The sequence below is a fragment of the Caballeronia sp. LjRoot31 genome, assembly GCF_964253885.1.
In the GTDB taxonomy this organism is placed as follows: domain Bacteria; phylum Pseudomonadota; class Gammaproteobacteria; order Burkholderiales; family Burkholderiaceae; genus Caballeronia.
Window position 1 is genome coordinate 713,421 of the sequence record NZ_CAXURX020000003.1, and the last position, 16,874, is coordinate 730,294.

Sequence of the window (16,874 nt, forward strand, 5' to 3'; positions counted from 1 at the left end):
TTGATGTTTACCCTTTGCATAAGTCGTCGTCCAAACAGCATGCTCAGTGTCGTGATCGAGTTAGGGATGTGGCGTTACGCGCGCAGGACTGCTTTGATTCCGCTATGCAGCGCCTCGCGTCGATTAGCCGAAATGCCCGCAAGCAGCGCCCGTCCCTTGCACCGCTCGCAATCGCCTGACATAAGCCAAGTATAGAATACCGGCTTATTCGGCTAAAGCGCTCGGATGGGCACCAACGCCGTGACGAGCAAACTTGACCCGGCAGTCGCGCATAAAACGAAACGATCCATGGATACGAAAATAGCGCCGTTTAGCTTGCCTCGCTGGCGATTTACGACCTGGTTATGTTATTCCGGGCCCGACGTACCCGATGACATCCGGGTCGCGCTGATCGGAAGCCTGTTCGGCACGCTGCCTATTTTCGCCGGTGGCGTCCTTAATACCATCGCTGTCTCGGTCGCGATCGCCCTGCGCGAACCCTCGGCGGCATTTATCGCCTGGGTGGTGATCGAAGTCGTCCTGTGCAGCGCACGCCTGATCTTGTTGGTCGCGGCGCACCGTGCAGCGAGGCGCGGACAGCCGACCTTCACCGATGTCTATCTGCTCCTCGGCGTTCTTTGGGGTGCAAGCGTGGGTTACGGCGCATTTATCAGCATCCTGAGCACGGACTGGATCGCCGCCACGCTCTCCTGCTTGTCCGCTGCCGCGATGGTCGGGGGCATCTGCTTCCGGAATTTCGGCGCGCCCCGACTGGTCGGGATCATGATTCTTTTGTCCCTTGGCCCGTGCTGTATTGCAGCGGCGATGTCCAGAGAGCTCATCCTGAGCCTGACGCTGATTCAGATTCCGTTCTACCTCGTCGCAATGAGCATTGCCGCATTTCGCCTGAACGGATTGCTTGTCTCGACCATGAAAGCGGAACGGGAGAATGATCACCGTGCGCGCCATGACGCGCTGACCAGCCTGCCGAATCGCGCGGGGTTGATCCATGCGTCGCAGACCCGATACAAAACGGCGTCGGACAGCACCGTAAAAACCGCCGTTCTTTATATCGACCTGGATGGCTTCAAACCCGTCAACGACCGGCACGGCCACGAGGCGGGAGATCTGCTGCTGGTGATGATCGGAGGCCGTCTCAATGCATTGAAGGGACCGGAGGACATGGTGTTTCGCATTGGGGGTGACGAATTTGTCGTCACGTTCAGCGCGTCGAACTATGAGGAAGCGGCTGCATTCGCGGATCGCCTGATCAGCGAAATGTCTGCACCGTTTGCGCTGACCGCGCATGTCTCGGTCAATGTGGGCGCGAGCATTGGCGTAGCATTGATTCCGGACCACGGCACCGACGTGCTGACGGCGCTCAATGCCGCCGACAAGGCGCTCAACGTCGCGAAGGCAATGGGAAAGTCGCGCTGGAGCCTTGCGTCCTAGACGGGGACTTCACGCCTTCTCTCACGTATCGGTTTCAGGGCAGACAAATCGATCGGGCCGCCCAGGTTGTCGTATTGCCGCTTGCAACGGATGTTCAAAGTAAGCTACTTAATACTTAGGTATCCTTTCTTCAGTATGTCCCGCCATTGCTGCAGTCGATCCGCACTCGACACCCTGGATTTATAGGCGGCCACAACCTATAACACCGTTCATTGTGCTGGTTAATACATCGCGTTTAAGGTCCGGCATGGCTGGAAAACTCCAGTCATTTCCCGTTCTTATGATGATTCTTCCTGTTTCATGACCCGCGAATCCTGAAGCAGGGGAAACCCCCGGTCATTCAAACCGAGCCGCTAATAAGCCACTAATAAGCCGGTAATCGTCGTTATCGACGCCGCCGCTGCCTTAAGGCATTGCGAGGTTGACCGTCTCACGTGAGACGGTGTATCGGACGTAGGCGAGGTCCCGCTTGTGACGGTGAAGCCTTGGCGAAAGCACACCGCCCATGCGCATCGACCTTCGCGGCAACTCGATTCGTTCGGTGGACCGTCCCGCGCCACCCTTTTGCTCCAAGGAGGAATTCATGGACACGCCCATGGCTGTTGTGAAGCGGGCTTATCAGGCGTTCGGGCGCAATGACATCGAGGCAGTCCTCGAGTGCATCGCGCCGACGGTCGACTGGCGAGTCGTCGGCCCCGCCTCGTTACCTTTTCCAACGCAATGCCGTACCCGGCAGGAGGTCGGGCAGTTCTTCAAGGAGCTGGCTGCGGACGGCGAGATCACGGTGTTCGAACCCCGGGAATTTATCGACGCGAACGAGCATATTGTCGTTCTCGGGTTTGTCCGGGTAATGCTTAGCGAAACCGGCAAGCCATTCGAGTCGGAGTGGGTTCACATCTGCACGGTCAAGGACGGGTTGTTGACGCGCTGGATTGAGTTCTTCGATACGGCCGCGCGTATGACAGCGTAGCGGCAGCGATTGCTTCGGCCTCGGGCGCGGCGCACGCCAGCGTGGTGCCGCACCGCACATGATTCGACCCAGCGAGCATAGCCCGCCCGCTTGGCATGTTCGCCGTTTTTTGGGCGGATTATGCCGGGCAATTGTCCGGCGCACTACACGAAGGCGGAAAATCGATGGTGAATCGCATCGCCGCTAGGCAATGGCATTCACCCTGTCGGACCTGCGTTCGCCTTCGCCAACTGGCTTCGATCCACCGTTCAGCCACGCCATCTCCACGTGCAGGAGTTCCGACAAGCGACGGCAGTCGGCGGCTCGCGGCAGCGTGATACCCGCTCGCCACAGCGTGACATCCCCCTCCGTGACGCCCAGCGATTTCGCCACGCGCCCGGACGAAAGCCCGGAGCGCTTGATGGTCATGTCAAGCCTTGCGGCGAACGCGCGGCCCACCCGTTGGCTATCAGGGGCGTCGCTGACGTGGTGGTCGGAAAGGGAAGGTGCATTCATGAATGTCGCAGGACCTGATAAACGGTTACGGTGGTCGAACGGGGCACTGTACATGACGAAAGAGTCGCGTTGGTGACATTACATACCGCTCGCAAAAGCCGATGTGTCTGCGAGCGTACATAAGATGAAAGGTGCTTGTGATGATCTCCGCGCGCCCGTTTTCTTAATGACGTTTTGATGGCAACCGCACATTCTGAAGATGTTTTCGAGCGTTCGCAGTTTCCATTGCACTTCTTGTGAAGCCGTCTGTCGAACTGGCCGACGACAAGCGCAATGCGTGCATTGCCTCGTCGGACGGGCGTTCCGCGAAGTCGCCCGGCGGCTATGTTGATGTCAGGGTTGATCGCGGGAGTAAGGTGAGGGATGACAGAAGCTGGATTTCGCAGGGGCAGCGGTTGCTGCTGGTTTTAGTACGAGGAGGACACATGGCAGTGAACTACGGGGTGCTCAAGGGCACCGTGACCGGTCATCTTCGTAATGCCGATGACGACCACTATCAAATTCTGGTCCACGCAGGAACGACGGTTTTCCGGATTGCGTCGAACGTAAAGTCGTCGGCGCCGCATGCGCCTTCAACGGTTCTGTTCGAAGAGCTGGATACGTTGCCCGATACGTTGACGAGCGGTCTGGGCGCGTTGACGCCTGGGTTCACCAAGCTGCCGTCTACACCCGGCGGTCTCGCCATTGACTATGTGCGCAGCGGCCTGGTCGATATCAAGGCAATGGTGCCCGTTCCCGCCGACGCACCTGGCTCGACCAACGATCTGAAAGATAAACTGGAAAATGCGGTTGTCACGGCGATGGCCATGGAAGGGTCGATCATTTACGCATTTGGATCGCGATGGGGTCCTGAAGAAAACAAGCCGGATCAGTATTTCAAATTCGTCCCGGGCAATGGCGTTCACGACATCCACATGAACCAGGGCAATGGCGGCCAGTACGAGCAGGATAACGGCGTGTATCAGGACGGCGCGCTGATGATCGCGTACGCGGACAACACATGGCGCGCGTTTTTCTTTGCGTTCCAGTCGCAGAGTTTCGATACCGACGACCAGGGCAATCCGATAGCGGGAGGGTGAACGCTGCGCAGGGCATCGTCGAAAGTCATCGCCGGCCGATGGCTTTCGACCTCCGGATACTCCTTAAACCTTCTTCAAATAGCAGGCTTTCAGCATAAAGCTGCCGGCGTCCATCTTGCAGTCGACCTCGTGGTCGCCGCCTACCAGCCGGATGCTCTTCACCTTCGAACCCACCTTCAGCGTGATCGATGAGCCCTTCACTTTCAGGTCCTTGATCAGTACCACGGAGTCGCCGTTGGCCAGCACGTTGCCATTGGCGTCCTTCACCACTGCATTCGCGTCGTTATCGGTGGGCGCGGCTTCTGATGCTGACCATTCATGACCGCAATCTGCGCAAATGATGCGATCGGCGTCCGCGTAGGTGTTCTCCATTGCGCATAGCGGGCAGGCTGGGAGTGTAGACATAGTTCCTTCAAATAATCGTAATAATCGAGGAGGCGCGAACGCGCTCCGGCGACCGGGATTATAAAGGGCTGGCTGACTGCGTCGTCTAAACCAAACATGCGCCATGCGAACCATCGCGCCCGACAAACGCCGGACCGAGATCGCCAATCCCCTGGCATCCCAGCAGCCGCAGGGAAATCAGCATCTCGTCCATCATCAGCGCGAGCACTTCGCTGGCCCCGGCTGCTCCGCGCGAAGCGAGTCCATACAACGGAGCACGCCCGAGCAGCACTCCGCGCGCGCCTAACGCGACCGCCTTCAGTGCATCGCTGCCGCGCCGCACGCCGCCATCGATAAAAATCTCCGTCTTTCCGCGTACCGCCGCAACGATTCCCGGCAGCAACTCCAATGGTGCGAACGTGCTCCCCAACTGCCGTCCCCCATGATTCGATATCACCACGCCATCCGCGTCATGCGCCACGGCCAGCAGCGCGTCTTCCACACCCATGACGCCCTTGACGATCACCTTACCGCTCCAGTGTTGCCGTATCCACTCCAGATCCCGCCAGCCCAGCGTCAAGTCCATCTGCCGGCTCAGCATGGCGGCATGACGCGATAAATCCGCATGCTCGCCCACGCTCTTCGCGATGTTCTTCAATTGCGGGGAACCCGCGCGCGCCATCTGCCAGCACCAATGCGGATGCGTCAGGCAATCGGCGAGAAGCCTGGGCGACAGGCGCAACGGCAAGCGGAAACCATTGCGCGTGTCGTGATCGCGCTTGCCGTGCACGGGGACATCGACGGTGAGAACCAGCGTTGAATAACCCGCGGCCCCTGCGCGCCGCATCAAGTCTTCGGCAATGCCGCGATCCTGTTGCACGTAGAGCTGCATCCACAGGTCACCTTGCGGCGCGGCGGCGCGCACATCTTCCAGCAGCGACGTCGACGCTGTCGACAACACGAACGGCAAGTTCGCGCGGCTCGCGGCTTGTGCGAGCAGTTCGTCGGCGCGCGGCCAGAAGAGTCCGTTCAGACCTGTCGGTCCCACGATCAGCGGCGCGGCCGCTTCGCGTCCAAAAAATTGCGTAGTGCTTGAACAGCGCGACACGTCGGTGAGCACACGGGGTTTGAACAGCCACTGCCGGTACTCGTCGATATTGCGCCGCAACGCGTCGCCGTCTTCGGCGCCGCCCTCCAGGTAGTCGAACGCAAGCCGCGGCAGGCGCCGTTGTGCAGCGATCCGGTATTCAGCGACAGAGGCAAGCATCAATGCTCCACGAACTGGCAATCGACCATAAACGTGAGATTCGATTGCACTACAATTGAGATAATTACGATCCGATACCTTCAAAGCCCCCACAAGCATGTCCAAAAGCGCCGCTGGCACGCCCGAAGAGCCGAACGAAACGAGGGCCGCGCGCTCGTCGTTGTTCGTTGGATCGACTGAAAAAGCTTTCCAGGTCCTGCATGCTTTCGACGGTCCGAGCCGTCACATGACCCTCGTCGATATCGCCCGCGCGTCCGGTCTCGACCGCAGCGCGACGCAGCGCCTTGTTCATACGCTCGAAGCGCTCGGCTACCTTTATCGCGTGCCCGAAACGCGCAACTACGGCCTGACGACGAAGGTGCTGCAGTTCTCGTACAACTACGTGCGTGCCAACGAACTGATCGACAAAGCCTCGCCGTATCTGCTCGATATCAGTCGTCGTCTCGGCGAAACCACCAACTTGCTGGAACTCGACGGCCACGAGATCGTGTTTGTTGCGCGCTTTCCGGGGCAGCATCTGGTGAACATCGACATTGTGGTTGGTGCTCGTTTGCCGGCCATGTTCACCGCTGCGGGGATAGCAATCCTGTCGCGTTTGTCGGACGAGCGCGTGCGCGAGATCCTGGCGCAAACACGGCTCGACCCGCTCACGCACTACACAGAAATCCATCCTGACAAACTGCTCGAACGCGTACGCAAGGTCGCGCGACGGGGTTACGCGGTGATTGAGAACGAGACGGTACTCGGCGATATTTCCGTCGCTGCGCCGGTCACGGATCACGGTGGTATGGCCGTTGCCGCGATCAATATTTCGGTGCCGACGTCGCGGTGGTCGATCGAACGGGTGGAAGCCGAACTCGCGCAGCATGTGCAGGTCGCTGCGACGTCGATTTCGAAAGCGCGATTGGCGGGTTACAAGCGTTGAGGGGTTTTGGGGATTGGTCTTTGTTCGCACTTGGGGGTGATGGTGGGTTTTGGGGTTCTTGGGGGTGGGGTCGATGCTGGGGCGGTCGGTTCCGGGGGGTAGCGGTCGGGGTTATTGCCGGGTTGGTGCTTTCAGCGTTAGCGGTCTGCGAGAGTCGGATTTTCTCTTTATCACTGTTAGCCACTGTGCGTGGCGGCACGTCATTTCTTTGTCCAAAGCGACAAAGAAACGAAGCAAAGAAAGCGCTTTAACCGCTCTACCCTAAGTGTCCACAGCGTGCAGTTTTGATTCATAGGTGCCCCAAAAGCACGGTGCTCGCCAGAGCCACCGATGTGTGAAACCCTCCTTCTCCGAACACCGATACCCACACGCTTCGCCACCAGTGATTGAACCTGCCCAAGGGGCACCCCGCGCTATCCGCGGATAACCTCCCTCCGAATTTGTACTCTCGTCGAACTACGCGGCCAACCCGCAACGTATCAAAACCCCAAAGATGCTTAAGGCAATAATCAACGAAAATAATCGTATGGAGAACGTAGCCAATTCACTAAAACTCGAAGCGGTAATTCGCGTCAAGCTACTACGGATCAGGCTGCGATCCACGAATACGACCGCGCAGACCAGGCAGCTAGCCCACCAAAAAACAAAACCGAAAAGACGCGTGAGGCCGTGGTGGTTCCTTGGCAACTTGTGCTTGCCCGAGAGCGTACGGGGCGAAGCGTGTTCGTGTCAGGATTCGCGAGAAGGAGGGGTTCACACATCCGGCGCTCTGGCGAGCACCGTGCTTTTGGGGCACCTATGAATGAAAACTGCACGCTGTGGACACTTAGGGTAGCGTGTTTTAAAAGCGCTTTCTTTGCTTCGTTTCTTTGTCGCTTTGGACAAAGAAATGACGTGCCGCCACGCACAGTGGCTAATAGTGATAAAGAGAAAATCCAACTCCCGCAGACCGCTAACTCCGAAAGCAGCAACCCAGCATTGACCCCGACCACTAACCCAAAAACCACCACCCCGGCATTGACTCCGACCGCTAGCCCCAGAACCACCGACCCTGCCCCCCTAACCCTACCCACGTTCAAACAAATCAAGTTGTTTCTCCAGTTCCACGCGCAACCGCCCCGACAACTCCGCCTCCGCTTGAACCAGCGGCGCAAGCATCGCAGGCGCGTGCACATCGATCAGGTCCATCACGGATTTCATCGGACCGGGATTGGTCTCGGCGAACGCCATGTTCATCAGCGGAATCAGCGAGCGATGCAATGTCAAGGCTTCCTGCGTCTTCCCCTCCGAAGCCAGTTGATAAATCTTTCGCCACGCAGTCGGCAGCAACGTCGCCGTGACGACAATCCCGCCCCGCGCACCAGCCGCTACGTGCAGCGGGAACAACGTATCCTCACCGCTTAGCACGGCGAACGATTCATCCACGCCCGCAACGGTGCGCAAGAAATGCCACATGTCCGTGTTACACGCCTTCATGCCAATGATCCGCTCATGCCTCGACAACTCGTGCAGCACCTCGGGCGCAATCGCAATCCGCGTGCGGTACGGGATTTCATAGATGAGAATCGGCAGCGGCGATTCATCGGCGTAACGCATGAAGTAATCGCGAATCCCGCCTTGCGTCGGGTTCGTGTAGTAGGGCGTCAGCACGAGCAGACCATCGGCGCCGGCCCGAGCGAAGTCCTTTCCCGCTTGCATCGCATCGTGATAACCGGGATCGAGCACGCCCGCGACAACGGGAATCTTGCCCGCTGCCTGCTCCACCGTGATCTCGGCCATGCGAATGCGCTCGGCGCGCGATAACGCGCCATATTCGCCGGTGCCGCCAAGCGGCACCACACCGTCCACGCCTTGTTTCAGCAGATAGCGCATGAGCGCGCGAGCGGCGTCGGCATTGATGGTGTCGTCGGGATTGACGGGAGTCGGAATAGCCGGCAAGACGCCACGCAGTTGGTGTGCTGAAAGCATGAGTTAGTCCTGGAAAACAAGGTTATTCAAGAAGCAAGGCTGCGGCGGCGCAACCGGTCCGCCACCCAGATCAAGGCTGCAATAAAGACGAACAGGCACGTGGAAACGGCCGCAATGACCGGTGAAATCTGCATCGTGATTTCGTCCCAGAACTGCTTGGGCAAGGTCGTGCTCAAGCCGCCCGACGAGAACAACGCAATGGTCAGTTCATCGAAGGAGGTAGCGAAAGCGAACAGGAACGACGACATCAACCCCGCACCGAGAATCGGGAACGTGACGAGGCGCAGCGTGGCCCACGGCCGTGCGCCCATGCTATGCGCGGCCAGATCAAGTCGCGTGTCGTAGTTGCGCAGCACGGCCATCATGGTGATCACCACGTAAGGCACAGCCACCACGGTATGTCCCAGCACGAGGCCGAACGACGACCCGATCAAGCCGATCTTCGCGAAGAAATAGAACACGCCTACTGCAATGATCATGCGGGGCACCACGATCGGCGCGAGGATGAAAGCAAGCATGGCCGCCTTGCCCTTCATGCCGCCACGCACCAGCAGGAACGCAGCGGGCGTGCCGATCAGCATCGAGAGAATGCCGGTGCCGATACCCACCAGCATGGAGCGCGTAATGGCCTGCATCCACAACGGTGAATCAGTGATTTGCCGATACCACTGCAACGAGAAACCGTGCGGCGGCCATGCGAGACCGGACGCGGAATCGAACGAGAGCGGAATCATCAGGAACGCAGGCGCGCTCAGAAATACCAGCAGCAGGATTACCACCACGCGCAACGTCAGGCTTTCGCCGTCGGCGGCACGGCGTTTGCGACGTTTGGGGAATAGACCGAGCAAGGCGTCGGTCGCGTTGCCCAGCGCGGTCAGGATCACATCACCCAGCTTGCGGCTCCAGCCGCCGCCGTGCTTCGGACCACGCGCGGCCGAGCTGCCGCCAGCCATCGTGGAGAGGCCGACCATGCGGTCGTAGATCAGGAACACGAGCAGCACGACCGCCAGCAACAACACGGAGATTGCCCCCGCGAAACCCCAGTTCAACGCCTGCATTACCTGGTCGATGATCAGTTGCGTAATCATGGTCTGATGTCGTCCGCCGAGCAGCGTGGGCGTAATGAAGAAGCCGATAGCCGTGACGAACACCATCAACGCGCCCGCGGCAACGCCCGGCAGCGACAACGGAAAATACACCTTCCAGAACACCGTGCCCGGCCGAGCGCCGAGCGTGGCGGCAGCGCTCGGCAAGCGGCGGTCGATGTTCTCCATTACCGAGAGCATGGTCAGCACCGCGAGCGGCATCAGCGCGTGGACCATACCCACGATCACGGCGGAAAAGTTATAGAGCAGGCTCAACGGCCGGTCGATGATGCCAAGTCCAAGCAACACCTGATTGATCACGCCGTTGCGCCCGAGCAGCACGACCCATGCAAACGTACGCACGAGAAAGCTGGTCCAGAAGGAGAGCAGCACCCAGAACAGCAGGCGGTTCTTGCGCTCCCGCGTCAGCGATGAAATCAGATACGCGATCGGATAACCGGTGAGCACGGAGAAGAAGGTCGTCCACAACGAGATCTTCAGCGTGATCAGCAATACATCCACATATACCGACGATGCAAAGAGCCGCTTGTATTCAACCAGCGTAAAGCCGCTGTCGTTATGTACGCTGAGCAGCAACAACTGGCCGACGGGGTACACGAGCATCACCAGCAGCAACACGATGATCGGTGCGCTCATTGCGCCGGGTCGCAACCACGCGCGCCATCGGGCAGGGCGTGGCGGCGGCGCGTCCGGATGCGTTTGCTCGGCGGTCAGGACGGAACGATTCATCTCTTACCCCGCAATGGCAACAGCGTCCGCAGTCAGCCACGAAAGCCCGAGCGTCTGCCCGATCTCGTACTGGCGGCCGAGCCGGTTGGTAGGGAAAGCCGCGACGAGCGGCGGGGCATCGCTGATATGCGACTGCAGATAAAGCTTCGTCATGCTGCCGGTCACCATGATGTCGGTGAGCTTCGCCGACAACGTCCCGCCGTTGATCGACGCGGCCGGCGGCCCATCGTGGATCTGCAGGTTTTGCGGACGCAACATCAGCTTCACCGGCTTGCCGTCTCGGATCACGGAGTCGTACACCATTGCGTTGACGTTCGCGCCACCCTGCACGCTGATCTGCACCTGATCGCCGCTGCGCCCCGTGACCACTGCATCGAGGAGGTTCGATTCGCCGAGGAAATCCGCGACAAACACGCTCTTCGGGCGGAAATACAGATCCGCGGGCGTGCCGAGTTGCGCAATCGATCCGGCGTTCATCAGGCAGATGCGGTCGGACATGGTCATCGCTTCTTCCTGATCGTGCGTGACGTAGACAATCGTCGTGCCCAGGTCACGATGAATCCGCTTGATTTCCAGCTGCATCTGGTCGCGTAATTTCTTGTCCAGTGCGCCGAGCGGTTCGTCCATCAGGATGATCGACGGGCGGTAGACCATGCAGCGCGCGAGGGCAATCCGCTGCTGCTGACCGCCCGACAATTCACGCGGATAGCGCCCCGCTACATGCGGCAGATGCACCATCTCAAGCGCCTGCACGACCTTCTCACGCGTCGCTTTGGCGTCGGTCTTGCGCATCTGCAACGGGAACGAAATGTTCTCCGCTACCGTCATATGCGGGAACAGTGCGTAGTTCTGAAACACCATGCCGATGTCCCGCTCATACGGCGCTCCATACGTCACGTCAACCCCATTGATCCGCACCTGGCCATCGTCCGGTTGTGCCAGTCCCGCGATCAGACTGAGCAGCGTCGTCTTGCCTGAGCCGCTGGGTCCGAGCAGGGTCAGGAATTCGCCCTGGGCGACATCGAGATCGATCGGCGCGAGCGCGACGAAGTCGCCATAGCGCTTGCACAGTCCCGTGATTTGAAGATTCGAGGCAGACATGGAATCGGCATCCGTGGCGGTGAAAACACAAAAGGAACGCGATGAAAACAGCGCTCAGGTCAGGATCCAGCTATTGAACCGTTCGAGCGCGACGCTTTGTTTTTCCTGCCAGAACTTCGCATCGATATGCAGGCCGTTCTTCATGTTCTCCGGGAACGTCGGGCAGTTCTTCGCAATCTCGGGCTTGATGTAGTTAAACGCTTCGGGCTGCGTAACACCGGCCGGGAAATATTCGACCAGCGCGGCCTGACGTTTGGGATCGGACGCGAACTTGATGAACTCGCGGCACGCGGCCGCGTTCGGCGTGCCCTTGAGAATCGACCAGTTGTCGACGCCCCAGATGTTCTGGTTCCAGACGATTGCCACCGGCGCGCCGTTCGCAATAGCCGATTGCGCCCGCGATACCCACGTGCTGATCATGTCGACTTCACCGGAGCCCAGCATCTGTTCGACTTGCGCACCCGTGGTCCACCATACATCGACGTGCCTGGAAATTTTGTCGAGGCTCGCGATGCCCTTGTCGAAGTTGACCGGATAGACCTGCGAGGGCGACGCGCCGTCTGCCATCATCGCTTCTTCGAAGGTATCGAACGGATACTTGCGCAGGCCGCGACGGCCCGGGTAGTCCTTGACGTTCCACATATCGGCCCATGAATTGGGGGCTTTGCGGCCCTTGAAGGCATCGGTGCGATACGCGAGCACGGTCGTATAGATGTTGGTGCCGACGCCATACGGCGACATGTATTGCGGTGGAATCTTCGCAATCACCGGGTCCGCTTCAAGCCCGTGCTTCTCCAGATACTCCTTGCCGCCGCCCGTCAACAGAAGGATTGCTGGCTGACTGATCTTGGCCATGTCCCACGTGTAGCTGCCGGTCTCGACCATGCTTTTGATCTGGGCGGTCGGTTCAGCGTTAGCCTGCACGCCGATCACTTCAATTCCTGTCTTCTCCGTGAAGGGCTTGTAGAAAGCCGCGCCGTACGCTTTGGTGTAGATGCCGCCATCGTCGCGAATGACGATCCGCTTGCTCGTCGCGCGCGATGGCGTCCAGACGAACGGGAACGCCACCGCCGCGACGCCGGCGACAGCCGTCTTGATGACCATGCGGCGGCCGGGTTGCTGAAGCGGTTGGATCTCATCGCGTGCGGGCTGCTTTTTCATGTCGGCTCCAAGGGTGTGGATGGAAACAGAAACGCTGTGATGCGAACGTCCAGGCTTCTTCCTGGCCTGGATCGGTTAGTTCTAAGGTGATCAAAAACTCAGGGCAGCAAACGCCCCGGATTGAACAGGTTGTGCGGATCGAGCGCGTTCTTCACCGCGCGCATCAGGCCGAGTTCAGCCGCGGATTTGTAGTGCGCCATTTCCGGCAGCCCGGTTTGCCCGACGCCATGCTCCGCGCTGAACGTGCCGCGTAATTCATGCGCGACGTCGTTCACGCAGCGGCGCATGGCGTTGGCCATGGCGGAGCGATCCGCGAGTTGGCGCCAGGCGTCGAAGGTGAAGAAGGGGATGAAATGCGCGTTGCCGTCGCCAAGATGCGCGACCACGAGGATGTCCAGCCCGGGAACAATCGCATGCACCGCTTGCGTGGCACGCTCGATAAACAGGGGCACCGCGGACACCGGCACCGCACAGTCGGTCGTCAGGCCCACGCCCGCTTTCTTGTTGGCTTCCGACACGCTATGGCGAATTTCCCAGAGCGCGGCGCGTTGTGTCTGGTTGCTGGCGAGGACGGCGTCGTGGATCAGCCCTGCAACCGCTGCGTGTTCGAGCGTTTGCTGCATCAACGCGGCCATTTCCTCGCCGCCGTGGGTGTCTCCTAGTTCGACCAGCACGTGCCATTCATGCAGTTCCGAGAGCGGATTGCGGCGGCCGGGAACATGCTCGACCACGAGTTCAAGCTGGCGGCGATTGATCATCTCGAAGGCGCTCAGACGCGATCCGCATGCGGCCTGGAACATCCCGAGGATGTTCAGCGCGGCGGCGGGATCAACGGGCGCGAACCACGCGAGCGCGTGTTGAACAGGCAACGGGTGCAGCTTTAGCGTAGCTGCCGTGATGATGCCCAGCGTGCCTTCCGTGCCGATGAACAAGTGCTTCAGGTCGAGCCCCGTGTTGTCCTTGCGCAAGGCGCGCAGACCATTCCAGACGGTGCCATCGGCGAGTACGACCTCTAGACCCAGCACGTTGTCGCGCGTGTTGCCGTAGCGCAGGACCGCAGTGCCGCCCGCATTCGTCGATAAATTCCCGCCGATCTGGCACGAGCCCTCGGCGCCCAGACTGACCGCGTACAGGCGTTGTTCGGCCGCGGCTGCGTCCTGGATGGTTTTCAGCACGCAGCCGGCTTCGACTTCCATCGAGCCGTTGGCGGCATCTATATGGCGGATGCGCCGCATGCGCGTCAGATTGACGATGACCGGCGGCAGGCCCGCGTTTGCCGGCACCGCGCCCGCACACAGGCTGGTGTTGCCGCCCTGCGGCAGGACCGGGACGCCGTACGCCGCGCACAGGCGCACGACGGCCGACACCTGCGAGGTGTTCGACGGCTGGACGACTGCCGCAGCCGGTCCCTTGTAGCGGCCTCGCCAGTCTTCCGTGAAAGGCGCGAGGTCGGATTCGGCTGTCAGCACCGCATCGGCGCCGAGTTCCGCTTCCAGGGCTGCGATCAACGCCGTGACGTTCTTCATGTCGAGTTCCTCGATAGGCACTGGCGGCCTCCCGGACCAGCAACGGGTCAGCGGAAACGCCGCGTCTGAAAAACAGCATAGGGAGAAAAAAATCGCATTGAAATGTGTTTAATCGTAATGCGATTAAAATAGGCGTTATCGCCGATCAGATAGTCGGCGGGAGCGGGTCGCAATGACGGGAGAAGCCTGCCGCCCGAAAAAAAACGCCTCAGCGGCGGCAAAGTCGTCGAGAATCGACCCATCATTGAGCAAAGGCATTAATCAGGGTCGGAATAAGGCCGCGTTTTTTAGGCTCGATGAGCGGCTGCATGCGGCTTTTGCGGTCTTGATTCGGGCTAAATCGTCCGCAAATGAGTGCTTGTTCGAGCTAAATGTTGTAGTTTTGCTGCGCTCGGCTACTAGATACGCCTGATATTGGCGTTTACCGCACTAGCCGCAAGCAAGTTGCTATAAACTGTACGACCCGCGCGAATACTGCGCTCGTTAGCGCGTCCCGCCTCCAAACTGATTCAGTTTTGCTCGAATCAGCGCATCGAATTGGCTGAATAAGCTGAATAGCTGAACCCGAGGTGATGATCCCGTTGGTCGTCACGGTAGTGCTCGTGTCTAACCGCTTGTGCACTGGTTTGTCATTACAGAGCAAAGCTGTCGAGGAAATGTATGACAAGTTTTGATCCAACCGAATCTACCGCCGGCAACGGCGTTCCTGCAAAAAAATCGAAAGCCCGCCGTGGGTCTGCCGACAAGTTGTCGCGCCCAATGGACGAAAGCGTCTGCTCGCCCGAGCAGGCCGATGAGCGTCAACGCCAGATGCGGGCGTTGATTCAACTGGGAAAACAGCAAGGCTTCCTGACCCACGCAGAGATCAACGATCACCTGCCGGGTAACTTTGCTCAGACGTCGGCTATCGAAACCATTGTCAGCACGTTCCGCGACATGGGTGTGGCCGTCTACGAAGAAGCGCCGGACTCGGAAACATTGCTGCTGAACGATTCCGCCCCCACGGCGGTGTCGGACGAGCAATCGGACGAAGAAGCGGAAGTCACGCTGGCAACCGTCGACTCGGAATTCGGCCGGACGACCGATCCCGTGCGTATGTATATGCGCGAAATGGGCAGCACCGAACTGCTGACCCGTGCGGGCGAGATCGAAATCGCGAAGCGCATTGAAGATGGCCTTGGCGAGATGATCAAGGCGGCATTCACGTGCCCGTCGACGGTGATCACGCTGCTCACGACCGTGGACAAGATTGTCGCGGGCGAGCTGCGCATCGACGAACTGGTCGACGGCTTCAAGGACACCACGCTGGACGAAGATGCGGTGCCGGCGGATGCCGATACCGAGGCTGAACTCGATGAAGCTGAACTGGCGTCGGAAGGCGACGACGAAGACGGCGAGACTGAAGACGAGCAGGCAACGCGTGCGAACGCAACGCGCCTCAAGCATTTGCTGCGTGACTGCTTGCCTATTTTCTCGAACGTGCGGGACCATTTCGACGTGTTCCATGCGGCTTATATCGCCGACGATTCACGCACCGGCGACTGGCCGAGCGTGCAGGAACATATCCAGCGCGAGCTGGCCACGATCCGCTTTACCGCTCGTACGATCGACCGGTTGTGCGCCGAGGTCCATGAGCAGGTCGAGCAGGTCCGCGCTATCGAGCGCCGTATCCTGAAGATCGCCGTCGATCTGGCGGGCATGCCGCGTGAGAAGTTCGTGGAAGTATTCCCGGGCCACGAGACGGATCTCGAGTGGACGACCCGTCACGCTGCAGCGTCGAACGCCTATGGCAAGGCGCTGGAACGTAGCCTGCCCGCCATTCAGGCGGAACAGCAAAAGCTGATCCAGATCGAGTCGAACCTGATGTTGCCGCTGTTGCAACTGAAGGCGCTGAACAAGCAGATGACGTCCGCCGAGCACAAGATGCGTCAGGCGAAGCGCGAAATGACGGAAGCGAATCTGCGTCTGGTGATTTCGATTGCGAAGAAGTACGTGAACCGCGGCATGCATTTCCTGGATCTGATCCAGGAGGGCAACATCGGCTTGATGAAGGCCGTGGACAAGTTCGAATACCGGCGTGGCTGGAAGTTCTCGACGTACGCCACGTGGTGGGTCCGTCAGGCTGTGACGCGCTCGCTCGCCGATCAGGGCCGGACCATTCGTGTGCCGGTGCACATGATCGAGACGATCAACAAGCTGAACCGCGTATCGCGCGAAATCCTGCAGCAGACGGGTCAGGAAGCGCATCCGTCGGTGCTGGCGGTTCGCCTCGATTTGTCGGAAGAAAAGGTTCGCAGCATTCTCAAGATCGCGCGTCAGCCGGTTTCGCTCGAAACGCCTTTGGGCGAAGACGGCGACACGACGCTGGGCGACATGGTGGAAGATTCGAACACCGAATCGCCGGCCGATGCCGCCATGCACGCCGACATGCGTCTGGCGATCAAGGATGCGCTCGATTCATTGTCGCCGCGTGAAGCGAAGGTGCTGCGCATGCGCTTTGGTATCGACACCGTGTCCGACCATACGCTGGAAGAAGTCGGCAAGCAATTCGATGTGACGCGTGAGCGGATTCGCCAGATTGAAAGCAAGGCAATGCGCAAGCTCGTGCATCCCAGCCGGTCGGAGAAGCTGCGCTCGTTCCTGGCACATTAAGGACGCCGCAAGGCTCGCTGGAAGGTAGGTTGACGCCGTTGGACCCGCAGAGGGTTCAACGGCGTTTTTGCTTGATGCTC

Annotated in this window: 13 protein-coding genes; 5 read left to right on the forward strand and 8 right to left on the reverse strand. The window is 59.6% G+C overall.

The window, feature by feature from the left end; all coding sequences use genetic code 11:
- Window positions 1–288: 288 nt before the first annotated feature.
- On the forward strand, window positions 289–1,431 hold the full coding sequence (locus ACSQ8V_RS31985) for a diguanylate cyclase domain-containing protein (RefSeq protein ID WP_436208476.1): 1,143 nt from the start codon (window positions 289–291) through the stop codon (window positions 1,429–1,431).
- 583 nt (window positions 1,432–2,014) lie between these two features.
- Window positions 2,015–2,401 (forward strand): nuclear transport factor 2 family protein, encoded by a 387-nt coding sequence (locus ACSQ8V_RS31990; protein ID WP_436208477.1) that lies wholly within the window; start codon window positions 2,015–2,017, stop codon window positions 2,399–2,401.
- A 183-nt stretch (window positions 2,402–2,584) separates the two neighbouring features.
- Here ACSQ8V_RS31990 and ACSQ8V_RS31995 read toward each other — a convergent pair whose 3' ends face one another.
- Entirely contained in the window at window positions 2,585–2,896 is a 312-nt protein-coding gene (locus ACSQ8V_RS31995; protein ID WP_436185701.1) for a hypothetical protein, read from the reverse strand.
- Between the two features lie 425 nt (window positions 2,897–3,321).
- On the opposite strand from ACSQ8V_RS31995, the gene ACSQ8V_RS32000 reads away from it, so the two are divergent.
- Window positions 3,322–3,975, forward strand: coding sequence for a DUF2278 family protein (locus ACSQ8V_RS32000; RefSeq protein ID WP_436185702.1), 654 nt, complete (start codon window positions 3,322–3,324; stop codon window positions 3,973–3,975).
- 63 nt (window positions 3,976–4,038) lie between these two features.
- Here the strand turns inward: ACSQ8V_RS32000 and ACSQ8V_RS32005 are convergent, their stop codons facing one another.
- Window positions 4,039–4,380 carry a zinc ribbon domain-containing protein YjdM gene (locus ACSQ8V_RS32005; RefSeq protein WP_436208478.1) on the reverse strand — a complete coding sequence of 114 codons (342 nt, stop codon included), beginning with the start codon at window positions 4,378–4,380 and terminating at the stop codon, window positions 4,039–4,041.
- A gap of 85 nt (window positions 4,381–4,465) precedes the next feature.
- Window positions 4,466–5,626, reverse strand: coding sequence for an alpha-hydroxy acid oxidase (locus ACSQ8V_RS32010; RefSeq protein WP_436208479.1), 1,161 nt, complete (start codon window positions 5,624–5,626; stop codon window positions 4,466–4,468).
- A gap of 97 nt (window positions 5,627–5,723) precedes the next feature.
- Here ACSQ8V_RS32010 and ACSQ8V_RS32015 point away from each other — a divergent pair, with 97 nt between their 5' ends.
- On the forward strand, window positions 5,724–6,551 hold the full coding sequence (locus ACSQ8V_RS32015) for an IclR family transcriptional regulator (protein ID WP_436185705.1): 828 nt from the start codon (window positions 5,724–5,726) through the stop codon (window positions 6,549–6,551).
- Window positions 6,552–7,616: 1,065 nt separating this feature from the next.
- Here the strand turns inward: ACSQ8V_RS32015 and dapA are convergent.
- The 5 genes from dapA to ACSQ8V_RS32040 form a co-directional block, all read right to left on the reverse strand.
- The gene (gene dapA / locus ACSQ8V_RS32020; RefSeq protein ID WP_436208480.1) at window positions 7,617–8,519 is read right to left on the reverse strand and encodes a 4-hydroxy-tetrahydrodipicolinate synthase; all 903 of its coding nucleotides are present in this window, start codon (window positions 8,517–8,519) and stop codon (window positions 7,617–7,619) included.
- 26 nt (window positions 8,520–8,545) lie between these two features.
- Window positions 8,546–10,261, reverse strand: coding sequence for an ABC transporter permease subunit (locus tag ACSQ8V_RS32025; RefSeq protein WP_436209223.1), 1,716 nt, complete (start codon window positions 10,259–10,261; stop codon window positions 8,546–8,548).
- Between the two features lie 96 nt (window positions 10,262–10,357).
- Window positions 10,358–11,455, reverse strand: coding sequence for an ABC transporter ATP-binding protein (locus tag ACSQ8V_RS32030; RefSeq protein WP_436208481.1), 1,098 nt, complete (start codon window positions 11,453–11,455; stop codon window positions 10,358–10,360).
- 54 nt (window positions 11,456–11,509) lie between these two features.
- The gene (locus ACSQ8V_RS32035; RefSeq protein ID WP_436208482.1) at window positions 11,510–12,616 is read right to left on the reverse strand and encodes an ABC transporter substrate-binding protein; all 1,107 of its coding nucleotides are present in this window, start codon (window positions 12,614–12,616) and stop codon (window positions 11,510–11,512) included.
- A 98-nt stretch (window positions 12,617–12,714) separates the two neighbouring features.
- Window positions 12,715–14,142, reverse strand: coding sequence for an FAD-binding oxidoreductase (locus tag ACSQ8V_RS32040; protein WP_436208483.1), 1,428 nt, complete (start codon window positions 14,140–14,142; stop codon window positions 12,715–12,717).
- Between the two features lie 660 nt (window positions 14,143–14,802).
- Here ACSQ8V_RS32040 and rpoD point away from each other — a divergent pair.
- Complete coding sequence (rpoD, locus tag ACSQ8V_RS32045) at window positions 14,803–16,794, forward strand: RNA polymerase sigma factor RpoD (RefSeq protein WP_436208484.1); 1,992 nt, start codon at window positions 14,803–14,805, stop codon at window positions 16,792–16,794.
- Window positions 16,795–16,874: the final 80 nt, after the last annotated feature.

What these genes read in the sequence shown, in the direction of transcription:
- ACSQ8V_RS31985 (WP_436208476.1), top strand. Translation starts at nt 289, where the DNA reads ATGGATACGAAAATAGCGCCGTTTAGCTTGCCTCGCTGGCGATTTACG.
- ACSQ8V_RS31990 (WP_436208477.1), top strand. Translation starts at nt 2,015, where the DNA reads ATGGACACGCCCATGGCTGTTGTGAAGCGGGCTTATCAGGCGTTCGGG.
- ACSQ8V_RS31995 (WP_436185701.1), bottom strand. Translation starts at nt 2,896, where the DNA reads ATGAATGCACCTTCCCTTTCCGACCACCACGTCAGCGACGCCCCTGAT.
- ACSQ8V_RS32000 (WP_436185702.1), top strand. Translation starts at nt 3,322, where the DNA reads ATGGCAGTGAACTACGGGGTGCTCAAGGGCACCGTGACCGGTCATCTT.
- ACSQ8V_RS32005 (WP_436208478.1), bottom strand. Translation starts at nt 4,380, where the DNA reads ATGTCTACACTCCCAGCCTGCCCGCTATGCGCAATGGAGAACACCTAC.
- ACSQ8V_RS32010 (WP_436208479.1), bottom strand. Translation starts at nt 5,626, where the DNA reads ATGCTTGCCTCTGTCGCTGAATACCGGATCGCTGCACAACGGCGCCTG.
- ACSQ8V_RS32015 (WP_436185705.1), top strand. Translation starts at nt 5,724, where the DNA reads ATGTCCAAAAGCGCCGCTGGCACGCCCGAAGAGCCGAACGAAACGAGG.
- dapA (WP_436208480.1), bottom strand. Translation starts at nt 8,519, where the DNA reads ATGCTTTCAGCACACCAACTGCGTGGCGTCTTGCCGGCTATTCCGACT.
- ACSQ8V_RS32025 (WP_436209223.1), bottom strand. Translation starts at nt 10,261, where the DNA reads ATGAGCGCACCGATCATCGTGTTGCTGCTGGTGATGCTCGTGTACCCC.
- ACSQ8V_RS32030 (WP_436208481.1), bottom strand. Translation starts at nt 11,455, where the DNA reads ATGTCTGCCTCGAATCTTCAAATCACGGGACTGTGCAAGCGCTATGGC.
- ACSQ8V_RS32035 (WP_436208482.1), bottom strand. Translation starts at nt 12,616, where the DNA reads ATGAAAAAGCAGCCCGCACGCGATGAGATCCAACCGCTTCAGCAACCC.
- ACSQ8V_RS32040 (WP_436208483.1), bottom strand. Translation starts at nt 14,142, where the DNA reads ATGAAGAACGTCACGGCGTTGATCGCAGCCCTGGAAGCGGAACTCGGC.
- rpoD (WP_436208484.1), top strand. Translation starts at nt 14,803, where the DNA reads ATGACAAGTTTTGATCCAACCGAATCTACCGCCGGCAACGGCGTTCCT.